Annotated in this window: 14 protein-coding genes and 1 pseudogene; 1 reads left to right on the top strand and 14 read right to left on the bottom strand. The window is 39.8% G+C overall.

What is annotated here, in order from left to right:
* Positions 1-149: 149 nt before the first annotated feature.
* The 6 genes from I858_RS04535 to I858_RS04510 all read right to left on the bottom strand — a co-directional run bounded on the left by I858_RS04535 (position 150) and on the right by I858_RS04510 (position 6,867).
* Positions 150-1,478 carry a D-arabinono-1,4-lactone oxidase gene (locus I858_RS04535; protein WP_420812637.1) on the bottom strand — a complete coding sequence of 443 codons (1,329 nt, stop codon included), beginning with the start codon at positions 1,476-1,478 and terminating at the stop codon, positions 150-152.
* On the bottom strand, positions 1,478-2,650 hold the full coding sequence (locus I858_RS04530) for an amino acid deaminase/aldolase (protein ID WP_049695081.1): 1,173 nt from the start codon (positions 2,648-2,650) through the stop codon (positions 1,478-1,480). Before I858_RS04530 ends, I858_RS04535 begins: the two co-directional genes overlap by 1 nt.
* A gap of 332 nt (positions 2,651-2,982) precedes the next feature.
* Positions 2,983-4,344 (bottom strand): 23S rRNA (uracil(1939)-C(5))-methyltransferase RlmD, encoded by a 1,362-nt coding sequence (rlmD, locus tag I858_RS04520; protein WP_049695083.1) that lies wholly within the window; start codon positions 4,342-4,344, stop codon positions 2,983-2,985.
* A 71-nt stretch (positions 4,345-4,415) separates the two neighbouring features.
* Positions 4,416-4,526: a cytochrome bd oxidase small subunit CydS family protein gene (gene cydS / locus I858_RS17670; RefSeq protein WP_420812633.1), complete on the bottom strand. Its 111-nt coding sequence runs from the start codon at positions 4,524-4,526 to the stop codon at positions 4,416-4,418.
* Between the two features lie 14 nt (positions 4,527-4,540).
* Positions 4,541-5,569 carry a cytochrome d ubiquinol oxidase subunit II gene (locus tag I858_RS04515; protein ID WP_049695084.1) on the bottom strand — a complete coding sequence of 343 codons (1,029 nt, stop codon included), beginning with the start codon at positions 5,567-5,569 and terminating at the stop codon, positions 4,541-4,543.
* Positions 5,566-6,867 carry a cytochrome ubiquinol oxidase subunit I gene (locus I858_RS04510; protein WP_239457219.1) on the bottom strand — a complete coding sequence of 434 codons (1,302 nt, stop codon included), beginning with the start codon at positions 6,865-6,867 and terminating at the stop codon, positions 5,566-5,568. The genes I858_RS04515 and I858_RS04510 overlap by 4 nt, the downstream gene beginning before the upstream one ends.
* Before the next feature lie 248 nt (positions 6,868-7,115).
* On the opposite strand from I858_RS04510, the gene I858_RS04505 reads away from it, so the two are divergent.
* Positions 7,116-7,544, top strand: a complete 429-nt coding sequence (locus tag I858_RS04505; RefSeq protein ID WP_049695166.1) for an NUDIX hydrolase — start codon at positions 7,116-7,118, stop codon at positions 7,542-7,544.
* Between the two features lie 59 nt (positions 7,545-7,603).
* Here I858_RS04505 and I858_RS04500 read toward each other — a convergent pair whose 3' ends face one another.
* The 8 genes and pseudogenes from I858_RS04500 to pcrA form a co-directional block, all read right to left on the bottom strand.
* Entirely contained in the window at positions 7,604-8,518 is a 915-nt protein-coding gene (locus I858_RS04500; RefSeq protein ID WP_049695165.1) for a diacylglycerol kinase, read from the bottom strand.
* An 86-nt stretch (positions 8,519-8,604) separates the two neighbouring features.
* On the bottom strand, positions 8,605-9,165 hold the full coding sequence (locus tag I858_RS04495; RefSeq protein WP_049695164.1) for a thioredoxin family protein: 561 nt from the start codon (positions 9,163-9,165) through the stop codon (positions 8,605-8,607).
* 427 nt (positions 9,166-9,592) lie between these two features.
* Positions 9,593-11,023, bottom strand: coding sequence for an Asp-tRNA(Asn)/Glu-tRNA(Gln) amidotransferase subunit GatB (gene gatB, locus I858_RS04490; protein WP_049695163.1), 1,431 nt, complete (start codon positions 11,021-11,023; stop codon positions 9,593-9,595).
* On the bottom strand, positions 11,020-12,489 hold the full coding sequence (gene gatA / locus I858_RS04485) for an Asp-tRNA(Asn)/Glu-tRNA(Gln) amidotransferase subunit GatA (RefSeq protein WP_049695162.1): 1,470 nt from the start codon (positions 12,487-12,489) through the stop codon (positions 11,020-11,022). The genes gatB and gatA overlap by 4 nt, the downstream gene beginning before the upstream one ends.
* A 19-nt stretch (positions 12,490-12,508) precedes the next feature.
* Positions 12,509-12,799, bottom strand: coding sequence for an Asp-tRNA(Asn)/Glu-tRNA(Gln) amidotransferase subunit GatC (gene gatC, locus I858_RS04480; protein ID WP_049695161.1), 291 nt, complete (start codon positions 12,797-12,799; stop codon positions 12,509-12,511).
* Between the two features lie 102 nt (positions 12,800-12,901).
* The gene (locus tag I858_RS04475; RefSeq protein WP_049695160.1) at positions 12,902-14,032 is read right to left on the bottom strand and encodes a CamS family sex pheromone protein; all 1,131 of its coding nucleotides are present in this window, start codon (positions 14,030-14,032) and stop codon (positions 12,902-12,904) included.
* 12 nt (positions 14,033-14,044) lie between these two features.
* Positions 14,045-16,051, bottom strand: a complete 2,007-nt coding sequence (ligA, locus tag I858_RS04470) for an NAD-dependent DNA ligase LigA (protein ID WP_049695159.1) — start codon at positions 16,049-16,051, stop codon at positions 14,045-14,047.
* Between the two features lie 15 nt (positions 16,052-16,066).
* Positions 16,067-18,279 (bottom strand): annotated as a pseudogene (gene pcrA, locus I858_RS04465) (DNA helicase PcrA).
* Positions 18,280-18,300: the final 21 nt, after the last annotated feature.

Here is an 18,300-nt window from a genome sequence, read left to right as displayed (position 1 = left end):
TTTGTTATTCTCTCTTTGAAACATTTTCAAGTACCACGTTTTCCTAAATTACTCATCTTAACACTAGCGGTTATACATGTTTAGATCATCTCTTTCAACATGATCTTCATAATCGTTTGAGCGATTCAAACACTCCCCGTGCTAACAACTTAACGTGGCGGGCGACTAGCTCTTTCCCCATTAAATAATGTATTCAAATAATCATTCATAAAGATTCCTTCAGGATCGAGCTCTTCTCTAACCGCAAGGAAATCCGATAGCTTGGGATAAAGAGTTAACAGATCTTCCGTAGTTCGAGTATGCATTTTCGCCCAATGGGGTCTGCCGTCAAATTGCTGCATAATTGATTCCATATCATGAAAGTATTCCTCATAAGGCATCCCTTTGTACATATGGAAAGCAATATAGGCAGAATCTCTCTGATAGGAAGGGCTAATCCAAATATCATCTGCCTTCACAGTCCTACACTCGATAGGAAAATGAACCTTATGTTTTTTCGTCACAATACACTCTCGTATTTTCTCCAAAGCAGGTTTTAAGTTTTCTAGTGGTATGCAGTATTCCATCTCTCTAAATCGAACTAATCTCGGTGTTGCAAATAATTGATAACTGTTCGCCCTTTTAATCGTGGTGCTCACACCTTTTGCAGAAATTTTGCTAAAAAAACGACTACTCTTTGGAAGTATTCTACACGTTTCTGAGATGACAAAAAACAGATAATTTTCCATTACCAGATTTTTAAAATGATGCAACTCCATTCTCTGTGCTTTTTGTTCAACGGCATTCATAGTCTTCACTTGTACGACGTCTGAGTAAGGGAATAAATAAAATTCAAAATGGCGATTTGACTTTATGAGTTGTTCGAGTTGCTGTGATAATTGGGAATATGCGATTTTTTGACTTTTGTATTCATAGACCGGGGAGGGAATAATTTTTATGGTAACTTTTACGATAATTCCAAGACTCCCGAGTGAAACAAGACATGCCTTAAAATAGGCAGGGTTATTATTTTCTGAAATTGTTAAGATTTCACCCGTTCCAGTTACAAGAACAACTTCTAATACTTGAGTTGAAATGTTTCCAAATGCTATCCCGGTGCCATGGGTACCTGTGGAAATAGCACCGGCAATGCTTTGTACATTCACATCCCCTAAATTCTCTTGTGCATACCCACGCTTACCTAATGCTTCACCAATTTGAAACAACCGGGTCCCGCCAAGCACAGTAGCGTAACACGCTTCTTCATTGATGGTTTCGATTCCGCTGAATTGATCTAGAGAAACAAGCCACTCACTTGTCTGGACTAAGCTTGTAAATGAATGTCCTGCACCAACTACTTTTATTTTTTTCTGTTGTTTTGAAGCTTCTTTTACAAGCTTGCAAACGTCTTCAATTGAGGTTGGATAGAATGTGTTTTCGGGAGTACTTTCACTTGTATGCGCCCAATTTTTCCATGTCTTTCCTTTGTCCACCTTCATCATACAAAACATACTCCTTCTCCTCGATATGTTTGATACCGGCCGACTATTTGCTGGTCTGATATACAGACAATTTCTTGAAAGCGCTCGCAAACTTCTGCTGCTTTTGCAGCACGAAAAATAATGGCGTCTCCAATTTCCAATGTTTCATTTTCATAATGAACTGGCGTTTGAACCTCACCTGCTCCTTCTGAATCAAGCAACTTCCCACCTACTGGAAACACTGGCTGCGGTATTTTATCCTTTCCCGGTGGACCCGATGAGACATATCCCCCACCGAGACACGTGTATATATGAGGAGCAGGCTTTCGAACAACAGGTAACGCATAAAATAATGCCGGTTTATATAAAAAGCCCTTGTAATAATCAAATAGCTTTGGTGAATAAAACCCAGATCCTACTGTAACCTCTGTAACTGCATCTTCTCTAGTCGTTGATTGAAGACTTCCTGTACCCCCTCCATTCACTAGCGACAACGCAACCCCCTCTTGTCGGAGTGCATGAACAACTTGATTTCGTCGCTCTTCTATTTTCTTAATCGATTTCTTTTTCAAAATATCTATGACTCTGTTTTTCATCTTTTGAGCTGGGACCTTATCTCCAACTCCTGCTATTTGGGCCTCATAGCCCATTATGCCAATTAGCTCTATGTACTGTGATGGCTTAATTTTCCTAGCAAGCTTGACCACTGCTGCGGAATCTTTAAGAGGAGATCTTCTTACACCAAAATGCAATTTCAAAAAAGTTGTGCTCATGTCAACATCAATACAAAGGTAGAATTTCCCTTTTGTTTCCTCAGCAATATGGTGGAGAAGGTCAACATGCTCTGCTGCATCTACCATGCAAATAATATGTTTCCCCTTAGAATTCAGCATAGAAATAGTAGTTAATGCCTTTTTGTCCCAACAAGGATATGCGATTAAAATATCATCCAATCCTTTTTCCGCAAGAAAAATAGCTTCCTCCGGACAGTAGCACATGACCCCTTGGAACACAGAGTTGGAAGCTAAAATTCTTTTAATAACCTCTACAGAACGAATAGATTTTGTCGCTATCCTTATCTTTTTCCCATTCCCATCACGTGCAATTTGTCTACAGTTCTCTTCAAAAGCAGGCAGATCCAACAGCAATGCTGGCAATGAAATTCCTTCTGGTATTTTGTTGGAATGCATCGTCTTCACCTCCCTTTCATTACTTATCATTCTACACTTTTGGAAATTATTTTCATTCTATTGCTATGCGAATAACAGTCTATATAATGTTACTTCGACAACTGATCCAATTTTCCTTTAGTAAAACTTGAAGCCCCGGCAAGCACCACCATTACTTGCGCAGTTTTCAGAGCAAAATAGACTTGAAGAGCGGTAATGGAAAAATCTTTTAGTAGACGTTTTAAGGTTTTTTTTTTGAAAAAGAGACAAAAAAATCCCCCGAACCTTTCAGTCGAGGGCATATAAAACACATTTCTTATTTAACTAAATCTCTAAAAATTATGGCAACTAAACTATTTTAACTCTAGCCACGCCACGCACTCCACGTGTGTTGTTTGCGGGAACATATCAACAGGTTGCACTTCTTTTGTGCGGTAACCACCATCTTCTAATATACGTAAATCACGCGCAAGTGTGGCTGGATTGCACGATACATAAACAATGCGTGTCGGACGTTGCTTTAGTATGGTGTGCAACAATTGCTCATCGCAGCCTTTACGCGGAGGGTCTACCACTAAAACATCCGCAATCTTTCCTTCTTTATACCACCGCGGAATCACTTGTTCGGCAGGTCCTGCTTCAAACAAAGTATTTGTTAAGTTGTTTAGTTCAGCGTTGCGTTTAGCATCTTGAATTGCTTGTGGCACAATTTCAACACCCATAACAAATTTGGCTTGTTGTGCAAGAAACAACGAAATCGTTCCAATACCACAATAAGCATCGATTACGGTTTCTTCTCTTGTTAATTGTGCATATTCCAGCGCTTGCCCATAAAGCACCTCTGTTTGTTCGGGATTGATTTGGTAAAAAGAACGAGCAGAAATTTCAAAACGAACATCTCCAATTCGATCTTCTATTACATCTTTGCCCCAAAGCGTCAAGGTTTCTTCACCAAAAATAACATTGGTTTTTTCACTATTAATGTTCTGCACAATTGAAGTGACTTCTGGCACCGTTTTTTGAATCAACTCACTTGCTTGTTTGGCTTGAGTAAATTTCCTTTTTTTCGTAACCAAAACGACCATGATTTCTCCAGTAGCTCGAGCTTTTCGAACAACTACGTGACGTAGCATGCCACGATGTGTTTCTTCTTCATAAGGTTCAATGCCCAATTCTATCAAATTCTTTTTTAATGCGACCATAATAGCATCTGCTTCTGGCGTTTGAATTAAACATGTATCCGTATCCGCAATATCGTGCGACCGCGGTTGATAAAACCCAGCAACTACTTTGCCGTTTTGTGTACCAAAAGGAATTTGGGATTTATTGCGGTAACCCCATGGATCTTTCATACCTTTAACAGGGTGTACCGGCACATCTGGCAATTTACCAATACGTGTAATTGCATCGCGCACCAGTTTTTGTTTAAAGGTCAGTTGTCCTTCGTAAGATAGATGCTGAATCTGGCAACCTCCACATGTATCAAACACGGGACACGGAGCTGTAACGCGAAAAGGTGAAGCTTGCTTTATTTCAATAAGCTTTGCAAAGCCATACGACTTCAAGGTTTTTACTACGTGAATCACGACATCTTCTCCAGGCAACGCACCTGGCACAAATAACGGGTAGCCATCTACTTTTGCTACGCCTGCTCCGTCGTGCGTTAAATCTTCTACATAAACCGTAATTTGATCATTTTTATTTACTGGTTTCAAAACGCTCACTCCATTTCACATTTACCTATCATACAACAAAAAAACGCGGCAGGCAAAAGCCTGCGCGCGCATTAATCTCGATCTTTTGTAACCGGACCATCTTTCAATGAAAACCAGAAACCGAAAACAATAGATCCAATCAACACCAGAAAAGGTGCATAAAATATCATGAAATCCTGCATGATTAGTGCCTCCTTTATGCGTGGTAATCCGATTTACCTTCGACATAATCTTTATCAAATAAGAACAAACGGAACAATAAGTAAAGCGATGGCAATAGCAAGAAAAGACCTGCGATAAAGGCAATAATTAATGCAATCGCCATAGCTTCATTGGTAAAACTATCGTAAATCGTCAAATACGGATACAGTAAATATGGATAATGAGAAGCCCCGTACGCGAAAAACGCTGTGAAAAACTGACCGATCAACAAAATAAAAGCCCATCCGTAATGACGCTTTTTATAGATAAGGTAAACGGTTCCAGCAAACAATAAGAACGAAACAGCAAATACCCACCACAAGTCAAGAATACGAGCATAATGCTCAGGATTGTGACTGCGAAGTTCGTAAATAATACCTGTTGCTGTAATCATAGCAGGGGCTGCCCAGATGAGTGCGTATTTGCGCATCAAATCAGTAGCCTTAGCATCACCAGCTTTTGAAGAATACCAAGTCAAGAATACAGCTGAAATATAAAGCACAGCTGTCAAACTCAAAACGACAATACTCCACATTAACGGACTCGTAAATAATGCCCAGTAATCAAGGTAAGGTTGCCCGTTGTCCAGTTGGATAAAACCACCTTCAGACATTGCTAATACTGGCGACAATGCAGCTGGTAATAACAACCCCGACAAGCCATACATATATATATAACCTCGGTGATTGATTTTAGCTCCGTACGTTGCAAATGCATAATAAGAACCGCGAATCGCTAACAAAATCAAGGCGATGCTCGCTGGTACTAATAAAGTTGTGCCGTAATAAAAAGCAGTTTGCGGGAAAAACCCAATAATCCCGACAAAGAAGAATACAAAAAATACGTTCGTTACTTCCCAAACGGGAGATAAGTAACGTTGGATAATACCTGTTAAGATGTGTTGCTTACCGACAAAAGAACTATAAGCATTGAAGAAACCTGCACCGAAATCAATCGATGCCACAATAACATACAGAAACAGAAACAACCATAAAACAGAAATCCCAATAATTTCTAAAGTCATTCCTTTTCACCGCCTTTGCCAGTTTCCCGTTCTGCTAATTCTTTTTCAACGGGATTGCGTTTGTACATTCTAGTTAAAACAACTGCCGTACCAATTCCTAGAATAATATACAAGCCTGCAAACAAAATAATCATTAAATCAACATGACCACTCGTAGTCGCGGCTTCATCAATTTTCATGTACCCTCTAAGAACCCAAGGCTGACGTCCTACTTCTGTAAACCACCATCCTGCTTCAATAGCGACTAACGCCAAAGGTCCACCGGCTACTATTAACCATTGGAACCATTTTGTGCGAATAAACTTCCAATTGCGCCACGTTGCCACAACATAAACAAAAGAGAAAAATGCTAGCCACATACCGATCATCACCATCGTATCAAAAAGATAATGAATCCATAGCGGTGGAATTTCGTCTTCTGGAAATTCGTTAAGTCCAATCACTTCCGTAAACGGATTGCTGTGCGCTAAGATACTCAGCGCATACGGAATCTTAATAGCGTATTTTGCTTCTTCTCCATCCAATACGCCGAACAAGATCAGACCTGCATTTTCTTCTGTTTCAAAATGCCATTCTGCAGCCGCTAGTTTTTCAGGCTGATACTCTGCTAAGTATTTACCGGAAAAGTCACCGATTAAAGCAGTGGCAATAGCAAAAACCAATCCTAATTTCATAGTCAAAAACAGCGCTTTTTTATGGTAAATATGAGTAGAGCCACGAAGTATGCGGAGTGCTGCAATAGAAGCCAACACAAATGCACTAGTCATAAATGCGGTGGCCATAACATGCGCTACTTTTGTGGGTACTGCTGGACTAAACATGGCTAACAACGGACTGACGTTGACCATTTCACCATTCAATATTTCAAAGCCTTGCGGTTGATTCATGAAGGCATTGACGATGGTAATAAAAACAGATGAAGCAGCTGCGCCTAATGCAACGGGAATAAGTATGAGAAAATGCTTGCGCTGATCTTCAAAACGATCCCACGTGTAGAGATAAATCCCTAAAAAGATTGCTTCAAAGAAAAAAGCAAATACTTCCATAAACAATGGCAATGCAATAACGTTTCCTGCTAATTGCATAAAATTAGGCCATAATAACGACAACTGTAAACCAATGGCTGTCCCGGTTACTACACCTACTGCTACGGTTATTACAAATCCTCTTGCCCAACGGCGAGCCATCAAAATATAATGCTCGTCTTTTTTTCTGATACCTACCCACTGAGCGATCATAATCATGAGTGGGACACCTACACCTATTGTGGCGTAAAGAATGTGGAATGATAAAGTCATAAGCGTGAGAATACGACTTAGAAAAGCCGGATCTTGGAAGTCCAATCTACTCGTCTCCTTTTTTCAAACATTAAACAAACTGTTCTCTTAGTCTCATTGTACAACAAACCCGCTTCTCAAGAGCCCCATTTCGCCTTGCTTTTAAAGCCATCTTTGAATAAGATGTGACAAAAAAAGAGCTAAAAAAATTGAAATTTCTCTCAATTTCTAGTATTCTATAAAGACTAACATAAAAAGGGTGAGACACCATGAGAACAAAACGGAAAGTGTTTGCATATATCACTAGAGGCAATGACGAAAATCGGGAATTGCTCGTATTTGAGTATCAAGGAGAGCCTGAAGCTGGTCTACAAGTGCCTGGAGGTACGATCGAAGACGGCGAATTGTTAATTGATGCCTTGTACAGAGAAGTTAAAGAAGAAACTGGAATACCACGTGAAGTTCTTGAATTTGTTGGAAAAATTCATAAGTACACATACTACCCTGAAAACAAGAACAAAGCATATGAACGCAATATTTTTCAATTTGAGTATACCGGTGAGTCCATTGAACAGTTTGAACATACCATCAAAAGTCACGGCCGCGACAATGGTATGACGTTGTTGTTTCGATGGGAACCTATCAAACACTTACCTGAACTTGCTGCAGAACAAGATAAAGCAATTGAGTTGCTTTAAGCAAATAGCAGGATAATAAAAAGCTGGAACAACAGAATTTCTTCTGTTGTTCCAGCTTTTTATTTGTGATCTTGTTCATACAATACATCAATTGGCACAAATATTTCAATATGACGTGCTAAGTTTTCAAAAGTAGCTGGCAATAAGCCCCCATATTCACCATCTAAATTCAGTAACACACGCTCTTCTGTTGTGACTTTAATTTTACTTGCTTTTGCATAAATCACGTGTGGATCTGATAAATGGTCTCCGCGTAAAGCTAAAGAAGCTACGCGAATAAACTCCGCCATATTAAGCTCTTTTAAAATCAGTAACGTAAATTTCCCGTCATTAATACTAGCATCTGGTGCTAATTTTTCAAATCCACCAACAGAGTTGGTCAAACCGATTAGAAACATCATTGCGCTGTCATCAAAAACGTGACCATCGTATTCAATCCGGACACGCGAAGATCGAATCGATGGCAACATTTCAATGCCTTTTAGATAATAAGCCATTTGCCCAAGAACTGTTTTCAATTTGCTCGGAACTTCATAAGTCAGTTCTGTAAGCCTACCTCCACCTGCAATATTGATAAAATAACGATCATCATTCATCAAACCAATATCTACAGGAATCGATTCTCCTTTAAGAATAATGTCTACAGCTTTCGTAACATCGCGTGGAATTTGAACAGCTCGAGCAAAATCATTCGTGGTTCCCATGGGAATAAGTCCAACTTTCGGACGCTTTTGAAACTTGGCAATTCCTGAAACAACTTCATTTAATGTGCCATCGCCACCAACAGCAATAACCAAATCAAAATCACGTTCTACAGCTGTTCTTGCGGCTTGAATGGCATCACCTTCACATGTAGTTGCATGGCAAGATGTCTCATAGCCTGCTTTTTCCATTCTTTCTAAAACTTCCGGTAAATGTTTGCGAAACAATTCGCGACCGGAAGTAGGGTTATAAATAATACGTGCACGTTTCATGAGATTCAGCCTTTCCGGACTTTCTATAAAGACGAACAAAAAATAGGTTAAACTAAATTATACAAAATCAATTACTGATTATACTTTTATTTTAACGCCTCTTTCAAAGCCTTGCGCAAATCCATATAGACAATTCCCCAAAATTCATCATTATAGACAAAGCCATCTGAAATTTCACCGATTACGGTTTTCAAATGATGCTCATAGTGCGAATCATCTTTTTCAGGAAGCACTGATTTTTTTTCATCAACAAACTCTTGTACCTTAAATGCTCTAGGGCCCCAGCTGCCTAAAACGACTCCCTCTTCAGAAAGAAAAATGTATTTAGGAATTGATCGCCCACCATCTGTTAAGTATTGATCCATCAACTCCAAATTTTCATCACGGTATACGCAATGAACTTCTAAGTGAGCTGCATCCGTAATTTTTCGCAAAATCGCATTGTTCATCATGGCATCTCCACACCAATCTTCAGTGATTGCTAAGATATGCGGCTTTTTAGTTTTAAGTAAAGTCATAAATTCTGGATCTTCTGGAAGGGCAAATTTTTCGTAGATGCTGTAAGACTTTTGCTGGTTGGACTCCATTTGAGCCATATAGCTCTCCAAAGTAATACCCGTCTCGAAATACTGCTGCTCTGTCATCATACCATCACGTCTCCCTTTTCCTACTTTGCTATTAAGTCTATCTCCTATTTTCGAACAGGAGGTTTACTTAACCTCAGTTAAACTAACAACACATCTCATTAAGACTAACTTGTCTTTACTAACAGTTTACTGTTATGTAGCAAAGTCTTCAAGGTTTAGATGAACAAACGTCTATATATAATGAATTGCATAGCTTTAATGACGACTCGACTCCAAACTGGGTTCCTACTTAGAAAGCATATCTAAAATTTAAGGTTTACCATTGTGTGCTCAGCTTACATGAAGTAGTAGACATGTGTTCTTTGATTAGCTTACTACAAGCTATGCTCTACGCGGATTGTAAACTTACCCACTACTCTTTTTTAAAACGACTCAAAAAAAAGAATAGCCTATGACAGACCATCCTTTTCTTCCGCTAAAACTATATTTATCTTTTTGCAATTTCTTCAAGAAGAATTTTATTAAGCAATGGTGGGTTTGCTTGCCCTTTTGTTTGTTTCATAATTTGCCCGACAAGAAAACCGATTGCACGGTCTTTACCGTTTTTAAAGTCTTCAATCGATTGCGGATTGTTGTCAAGAGCTGCTGTAACAAATTCACGCAATGTGTTTTGGTCAGAGATCTGAACAAGTCCTTTCGCTTTGACGATATCGTTCGCGTCGCCGCCTTTTTCAATCAATTCTTTAAAAACTTTCTTGGCGATTTTAGACGAAATCGTACCATCTGAAATCAATTTGATCATACCAGCCAAACCTTCTGGTGTTAATTCCGTACCTTCAAGTTCTTTTTGCTCAGCGTTCAAGTAAGCTGATACTTCACCCATCAACCAGTTAGATGAAAGTTTCGCATCGGCACCAGCAGTTACTGTCGCTTCAAAGAAATCCGAAATAGGTTTTGCTAGTGTCAGAACCATAGCATCGTAAGAAGACATACCAAGTTCTGAAACGTAGCGTGCTTTTCTAGCATCTGGCAATTCTGGAATTTCTGAACGCACGCGTTCTAACCAAGCATCATCAATGACGATATCAACAAGATCAGGTTCTGGGAAGTAACGATAATCGTCCGATCCTTCTTTTACGCGCATCAACAAGGTTTTCCCTGTGGATTCGTCGTAACGACGTGTTTCTTGCTCGATGATCCCACCGGACAATAACACTTGTTCTTGACGAACTTGCTCGTGTTCAATTCCTTTGCGAACAAAGTTGAACGAGTTCAAGTTTTTCAATTCGGTTTTTGTACCAAATTGTTCTTGACCAAACGGACGAAGTGAAATGTTCGCGTCGCAACGCAATGATCCTTCTTCCATACGCACATCGGAGACGCCTGTATATTGAATAATTGCTTTGATTTTTTCAAGGTAGGCGTATGCTTCATCCGCCGTACGAATATCAGGCTCTGAAACGATTTCAATTAACGGCGTTCCTTGACGGTTATAATCGACTAATGAATAACCTTTGTCGGTATGCGTTAGTTTTCCTGCATCTTCTTCCATATGAAGACGCGTAATGCCAATGCGTTTTTTCTCGCCTTTGACTTCGATTTCAATCCAGCCGTGCTCACCGATCGGCTGATCAAATTGTGAAATTTGGTAAGCTTTCGGATTGTCTGGATAGAAATAGTTTTTACGGTCGAATTTTGTGTGGCGCGTAATTTCACAATTTAACGCAAGTGCCGCTCTCATTGCCCAGTCCACTGCTGTTTTATTCACTACTGGTAAAACACCCGGATATCCAAGGTCAATGACGTTTGTATTGGTATTTGGTTCTGCACCAAAGTGAGCCGGTGCTGGAGAAAACATTTTAGATTCTGTTTTAAGTTCTACGTGGACTTCAAGTCCGATAATTGTTTCAAAATTCATTGTGCTGCTCCCTCCCAAGTTTTAGGAGTTTTTTTATGAAAATCGGTTGCTTGTTCATATACATCCGCAACACGATAAACCGTTTCTTCGTCAAAATGTTTCCCGATAATTTGCAAACCTAGTGGTAGTCCATTGTCAAATCCACAAGGAATTGAAATAGCTGGTACGCCTGCTAAGTTTACTGGAATTGTTAAAATATCATTTGCATACATGGTTAGTGGATCATCAATGATTTCACCAATTTTAAATGCCGGTGTCGGTGTTGTTGGGCCAATGATGACATCGTATTTTTCAAAGGCATCGTCAAAATCTTTTTTAATCAAGGTGCGAACTTTTTGTGCTTTTTTGTAGTAAGCATCGTAATAGCCTGAGCTCAGTGCGTACGTTCCAAGCATAATGCGGCGTTTTACTTCATCGCCAAATCCTTCAGAACGTGTATTCATGTAAAATTCAAGAAGACTTCCTGCTTTTTCAGTACGATAACCGTAACGAATACCGTCAAAACGCGAAAGGTTAGACGATGCTTCAGATGAAGCTAAAATATAATACGTTGCCAACGCATATTTTGAATGAGAGAGTGAAATTTCTTCACAAATTGCGCCTCGTTCTTCCAATACTTTCAATGCAGCAAGAACCGCTTGTTTTGCTGCTTCGCTCACACCTTCAGCAAAATACTCTTTTGGAACACCAATGCGTAATCCTGCAATGTCACCTGTCAATGCAGCAGTGAAATCCGGCACTTCAACCTTAGCAGAAGTTGAATCTTTGTCGTCATATCCTGAAATCGCATTTAACAGCAAGGCATTGTCTTTTACAGTTCTTGTAATTGGACCAATTTGATCTAACGATGAAGCATAAGCGATCAATCCAAAACGAGAAACACGTCCGTATGTAGGTTTCATTCCGACCACACCACAAAAAGCAGCTGGTTGACGAATCGACCCACCCGTATCTGAACCTAAAGAGAAAGGCACTTGTCCTGATGCAACTGCAGCAGCAGACCCACCTGAAGATCCGCCTGGAACGGTTTCTAGATTCCATGGATTTTTCGTTTTTTTGTAATACGAGTTTTCGTTAGAAGAACCCATTGCAAATTCATCCATGTTCAATTTACCGACGGTTACCATTCCAGCAGCTCTCAATTTGTCTACCACTGTTGCATCGTAGATTGGATTAAACCCTTCTAAAATACGGCTAGAAGCCGTTGTCACAAGACCTTCTGTAACAATATTGTCTTTTACTCCGATCGGCAAACCAAATAAAGGTCCACGTTCAGCAAAAGGTACGCTGTCCATTTCTTTTGCAAGCTGTGTTGCGCGTTCTTTGTTTAACGCAAGAAACGCATCCACTTTTGGTTCAAGCGCTTCGATTCGGTCAAATGCTTTTTCAGTCATTTCAGCAATCGTTATTTCTTTTGTATGTATCATTTCTTGCAATTGTGCAGCTGTTTTTTCTACCAATGACATCTTTAGTTCCTCCTTTCAACTATTCTAAAATTGTTGGGACTTTTACTTGTCCGCCTTCATGTTCTTTTACATTTTTCATAACCAAGTCACGATCTAATCCAGGAATGGATTTATCTTCACGCAATACGTTGACCATTTGCAAAACATGCGTTGTTGGCTCTACATTTTCTGTATCTAATTCGCTTAGCAAGTCCATTGCGTTGGTGATTGCTTCTAATTGATCTGCAAAATGTTCTGCTTCTTCATCAGTAATTGCGAGTCTCGCCAAATGAGCAACTTCAATTACTTCTTCTTTAGTCATTTTCGCCATTTTTCTACACCTCCGAATTCGGTAAACATACGCTATATCATACCATTTTTCTGAAAAAATGAATAGGAACAGCCGCAGGGCTATCCCTAATTTCACTACTGTTTATTCATAAATGTGAACAAACGGTTCTGTTTCGTCTACTTTTTTCAAAATCAATGCTTCAGGACCATTTGTTGACGTAACACTAACTTCGATTACAATATCTTCTGGGAAATGTTCCATTACCAGACCCGTTACATATTGCGTAAAGCCAATCAGTTCAGCTGCTCCATAAAATTGAATCGGGACTTCGATTTTTAATTCTTTTAATTGATTTTCTTTATAAAATCCAGTCCCGATCACGCTGGTAAAATTAGAAAAATATACTTCGACATCTTGCTTAAAATTGCGGAAAGCTGTATCGATATCTCGGTAGTTATCATCTCCACCAGAAGTCGGAAACAAGACAAAAGTTTCGTTGACAGGATTCCAACCAGCAATTTTTTCTTCACCAGCTGGAGCTGCACCAGATGAAAAATAAGTTCCAGGTACCATTGCATTTCCCGCATTTTGTTTAAAAAGTCCGATAACAATAGGTACATCCGCTAAGCCTTCTTTTTCGCGCAACCGCTTTACTATTTCATTGGCCATCCGCTTGCCTTCTTTTTCAATTTGCGCTTGTGGAATTTCTTCTTCATAAGAACTTCCGTTTTCCGAACCGTAGTACGAAGAATTTAACGCAAGACCTACTGAAATACCACCAAGACGAATTTTATCTTCAGCTGTTTTCACTAAATAGTTTTGCTCCACCACATGTGCTAATAATTCTGCAGGTGGCCGGTCTCCTGCCTTTTTCTGTTTTTTTGATCGGTTATCTGCAAGATTTAAGCCTAATGGATTGTCTTTACTAACACGCTGCAACCAGGCTGTGACATCTTCATCCGTAATTTTTTGCCCTTCTTGAAAATAATAATCGTCAGGAGAAAATTGTTTTTGCGACAAACGCAACAACCCATTTTCTGTTTCAGTAATATCGTAGCGAGAGTTTAAGCGATTCACGATTTTTCCTCTAGTGGCGCTTTCTTTATATGGCAAAAGTGTACGGTAAAACTGATCATCCAATTGCATACTTGGAATGATCGCCGTTTCTACTTCTTCTTTATCGTTAATCACTTCTGTTTCTTCATCTGTATTGGAAGGAACACACCCCGACAACAGCAGCAAGCTGATTGGAATCCACCATATGCGTTTCATGTTAAAATCTCCTTATTTGTTCAATTCCTCAACGAGACGATTCTCATCCCAAATTTCCACTTTTAGCTCACGCGCTTTATCGAGCTTTGAGCCTGCTTCTTCGCCAGCGATTAATAAATCCGTTTTCTTGCTAACACTACCTGACAGTTTACCCCCCAGTGCTTCAATTTGAGCACTGGCTTCTTGGCGTGTCATTTGTTCAAGCTTACCAGTCAAAACAATTTTCTTACCTGCAAATGCATTTGCGCCTTCTTCAATCCGGACGCGTGCACCTGTGTACGTTAAATTGACGTCCGCTTTACGCAAACGTTCCACTAATGCACGAACTTCTTCGTTATCAAAATACGTAACGATAGAGTCCGCCATTTTGTCGCCAATTTCATGTATTGCTACTAACTCTTCTTTCGATGCATTTAGCATTCGCTCAAGCGTTCCAAAATGCTCGGACAAAATGCGTGCACCTCTTTCACCTACATGACGAATTCCTAGACCAAACAATAACTTTTCCATTGAATTGCTTCTAGAAGCATCAATAGCGGCTACTAAATTCGAAGCTGATTTATCGCCCATTCGTTCTAACTCCAATAATTGCTCTTTTTCGAGCTTATATATATCTGAAATGTCTTGAATCAACCTTTCTCGATACAATTGCTCAACCACTTTTTCACCCAGACCATCAATATTCATGGCATTGCGTGACGCAAAATGAATCAATCCTTCTATAATTTGAGCAGGACATTGCGGATTTACACAACGTAGAGCGACTTCCCCTTCGATGCGAACAAGTTCGCTGTCACATGCAGGACATTCGGTCGGCATATTAAAAGGTAGCTCTTCTCCAGAACGTTGATCAACAACAACTGATACTACTTCGGGGATAATGTCTCCCGCTTTTCTAATAATCACTTTGTCACCAATACGAATATCTTTTTCCTTTATCAAGTCTTCATTGTGTAAAGAAGCTCGCTGCACAGTGGTACCTGCAACTGAAACTGGATCTAGTATAGCTGTGGGCGTCACAACACCCGTTCGGCCCACGCTCAATTCGATGTCGCGTACGGTAGTCAACACTTCTTCTGCAGGAAATTTATAAGCTGTTGCCCATTTCGGGCTTTTAGCTGTAAATCCAAGTTCTTGTTGATATAAAAACTGATTGACTTTAATTACGATGCCATCGATTTCATATGGCAGCTGAGTTCGTTTTTCTGTCCATTTTTCGATATAAGCTACTACTTCTTCGACAGTCGTACAAACTTGGCGTTCTGTATTTGTCTTGAAACCTTGCTTTGCGAGGTAATCGAGCGACTCATCATGGTCTGATAAATTATACGTTTCCCCGTCTCCACCAATTCCATATATAAAGACGTCTAAATTACGACTCGCCGCAATTTTCGGATCTAATTGCCGTAGCGATCCTGCTGCCGCATTGCGTGGATTCGCAAACAATTCTTCACCTTGTTCACCTCGTTGTTCATTTAACGTATCGAACGATTTTTTCGGCATAAAAACTTCGCCGCGCACTTCAAGCGTCACAGCACCTTTTAGTTTTAATGGGATTGCGCGAATGGTTCGTAAGTTTGCTGTGATGTCTTCTCCGATGCGGCCGTCTCCACGTGTCGCGCCTTTAATAAATTTGCCATCTTCGTATAAAAGCGACACTGCAAGACCATCAATTTTCAACTCACAAACGTATTCGACTTTATCCCCTGCTCCACTTCGTACACGCTTATCAAATTCACGTAAATCTTCTTCTCCAAATACGTTTGACAAGCTGAGCATGGGGCGATCATGAGTAACTTTTTCCACATTCGAAATTGGTGTTCCTCCGACACGTTGTGTTGGTGAATCTGGAAATACTAAATCTGGGAAAAGCACTTCCAACTCAATCAATTCATTTAACAGTTGATCATATACAGCATCTGGCACAGTCGGCTTATCTAGCACGTAGTATGCGTGACCATAGTTTCGAAGTATTTCATTTAATTCATTTACACGTTCTTCTGCTTTCAAGCGATCCATCTAGTTTCCTCCCGATTATACTTTTTCAATCGGCGCAAATTTAGCCAATAGCCGTTTAATGCCGATAGGGCTTGGAAATGCAATATCAAGTTCGATTTGCTCCCCTTCGCCTTTGACGCTAACAACTGTGCCAGTACCCCATTTTTTATGTGTTGCTTTATCACCCGTTTGCCATCCTAGCTTTTCTCCACCCGACTGACTATACCCAGGACGAGTAACCGCTGCGCGTTTCGGGATTTGTTTATAACTTGTTGCCGCACCTGCCCGGTGATGGGCTCTTGTTTGTTCAATCAAATCCTCAGAAATCTCAGAAATAAAGCGAGAAGGCATATTGAAATTACTTTTTCCGTACAATGTACGAGAAGAGGCATGTGTCAAATACAAACGCTGTTCAGCACGCGTAATTCCGACATAGGCAAGTCTTCGCTCTTCTTCTAATTCTTCGTCATCATTATTTGAACGCGAATGAGGAAAAACATTTTCTTCTAGTCCAATAATAAAGACGACAGGAAATTCCAAACCTTTTGCTGCATGCATGGTCATTAAAATAATCGGACCATCTGCATCTTCTTCATCGTCTAACGAGTCGATATCTGAAATCAGTGCCAAGTCTGTCAAGAAAGCGACTAATGATTTGTCATCACTTTGCTTTTCAAAAGCTTTTGTTACCGATAAAAATTCATCCAAGTTTTCAAGACGACTTTCTCCTTCAATGGTTTTATCGTTTTGCAGCATTTGGCGATAACCCGATTTTTTCAGTACTTCTTCTACTAGTTCCGTTACGGATAAATACTCTTGCATTTGTGTAAAGCTAGCCATCATATTGCGGAACTCTAAAGCCGTCTGAGCTGTTTTAGGAGTCAGCCCATAAAGTCTGCTTCTTGTAACGCGTCCATGATGGTGCGGTCTTGTTCTATCGCAAAACGCGCCATTTTCTCAAAAGAAGTAGCGCCAATGCCACGTTTTGGTTCGTTAATAACACGCGCAAGAGACAAATCATCATCGTTATTTGCGATCAAACGCAAGTACGCTAACAAATCTTTGATTTCTTTGCGGTCATAGAACTTCGTACCACCGACGATGGTGTAAGACATATTCGATTTGACGAACATTTCTTCCATAATTCGTGACTGTGCATTTGTCCGGTAAAGAATCGCAAAATCAGAAGTTTTGTAGTTTTCTTCATCCATTAGCTTTTGAATGGTTTGAACGACAAATTGTGCTTCTTGGCGCTCATCTCCTGCTTTATGCAAGGTAATTGCTGTACCTTCGTCGTTTTCAGTACGCAATTCTTTCGGATAACGACTAGTGTTTTTTTGAATAACGTCATTGGCTGCTTGCAAAATGCGCTTTGTCGAACGATAATTTTGCTCAAGCATAATAACTTTTGCATTCGGGTAATCCTTTTCAAATGATAGAATATTGGTAATATCTGCTCCACGCCAACGATAAATCGACTGATCTGAATCCCCTACGACACAAATATTTTTGTATTTACTCGCCAATTTCTGTACTAATTGATATTGTGCATTGTTTGTATCTTGGTATTCGTCGACATGAATATAATGGAATTTATTTTGGTAATACTCTAATACTTCAGGAACAGTATTAAATAAATTCAACGTCGTCATAATTAAATCATCAAAATCAAGTGACTGGTTTTTCTTTAGACGTTTTTCGTATGCTGTGTAAACATCCGATACGGTTTTTTCGTACGGATTAAATGGATTCATATCTGCGGCAAATTGGGATGCATCAATGCATTCGTTTTTCGCTGATGAAATGGCATTTAACATCGTTCGTGGTTCGTATTTTTTCGGATCTAGATTTTGTTGTTTCAACACATTTTTAATGACGGTTAATTGGTCAGTGGTATCTAAAATCGAGAAACTTTTCGACATGCCCAGTTTGTCAATATCACGTCTTAAAATACGCACACACATTGAGTGAAACGTCGACGCCCACATCCGCTGACCTGTTCCGTGTCCTAGTAATCCGTCAATCCGGTTACGCATTTCACGCGCAGCTTTATTGGTAAAAGTAATAGCTAAAATATTCGATGGGTAAACTTGTTTTTCCAACACCAAATAAGCAATACGGTGTGTTAACACACGCGTTTTACCAGATCCTGCACCCGCCATAATTAATAGAGGGCCTTCAGTTGTTTTGACCGCTTCTGTTTGTTCCGGGTTCATTCCGTTTAATAGATTTTTCGTTATTAATTCCATTGTGCACCACCTCGAACATTC

Origin of the sequence: Planococcus versutus (assembly GCF_001186155.3) — a bacterium.
Taxonomy (GTDB): domain Bacteria; phylum Bacillota; class Bacilli; order Bacillales_A; family Planococcaceae; genus Planococcus; species Planococcus versutus.
The sequence above is the reverse complement of the archived record's forward strand: the minus strand, read 5'-3'. Positions and strand labels throughout refer to the sequence as shown.

Excerpts from the sequence above, each read along its gene's own strand:
- gatA (WP_049695162.1), bottom strand. The coding sequence starts at position 12,489 with ATGTCATTGGTAGAAAAAACAGCTGCACAATTGCAAGAAATGATACAT.
- gatC (WP_049695161.1), bottom strand. The coding sequence starts at position 12,799 with ATGGCGAAAATGACTAAAGAAGAAGTAATTGAAGTTGCTCATTTGGCG.
- I858_RS04535 (WP_420812637.1), bottom strand. The coding sequence starts at position 1,478 with ATGAAGGTGGACAAAGGAAAGACATGGAAAAATTGGGCGCATACAAGT.
- I858_RS04500 (WP_049695165.1), bottom strand. The coding sequence starts at position 8,518 with ATGAAACGTGCACGTATTATTTATAACCCTACTTCCGGTCGCGAATTG.
- I858_RS04495 (WP_049695164.1), bottom strand. The coding sequence starts at position 9,165 with ATGATGACAGAGCAGCAGTATTTCGAGACGGGTATTACTTTGGAGAGC.
- I858_RS04505 (WP_049695166.1), top strand. The coding sequence starts at position 7,116 with ATGAGAACAAAACGGAAAGTGTTTGCATATATCACTAGAGGCAATGAC.
- I858_RS04530 (WP_049695081.1), bottom strand. The coding sequence starts at position 2,650 with ATGCATTCCAACAAAATACCAGAAGGAATTTCATTGCCAGCATTGCTG.
- I858_RS04510 (WP_239457219.1), bottom strand. The coding sequence starts at position 6,867 with ATGACTTTATCATTCCACATTCTTTACGCCACAATAGGTGTAGGTGTC.
- gatB (WP_049695163.1), bottom strand. The coding sequence starts at position 11,023 with ATGAATTTTGAAACAATTATCGGACTTGAAGTCCACGTAGAACTTAAA.
- ligA (WP_049695159.1), bottom strand. The coding sequence starts at position 16,051 with ATGGATCGCTTGAAAGCAGAAGAACGTGTAAATGAATTAAATGAAATA.
- I858_RS04475 (WP_049695160.1), bottom strand. The coding sequence starts at position 14,032 with ATGAAACGCATATGGTGGATTCCAATCAGCTTGCTGCTGTTGTCGGGG.
- I858_RS04515 (WP_049695084.1), bottom strand. The coding sequence starts at position 5,569 with ATGACTTTAGAAATTATTGGGATTTCTGTTTTATGGTTGTTTCTGTTT.
- cydS (WP_420812633.1), bottom strand. The coding sequence starts at position 4,526 with ATGCAGGATTTCATGATATTTTATGCACCTTTTCTGGTGTTGATTGGA.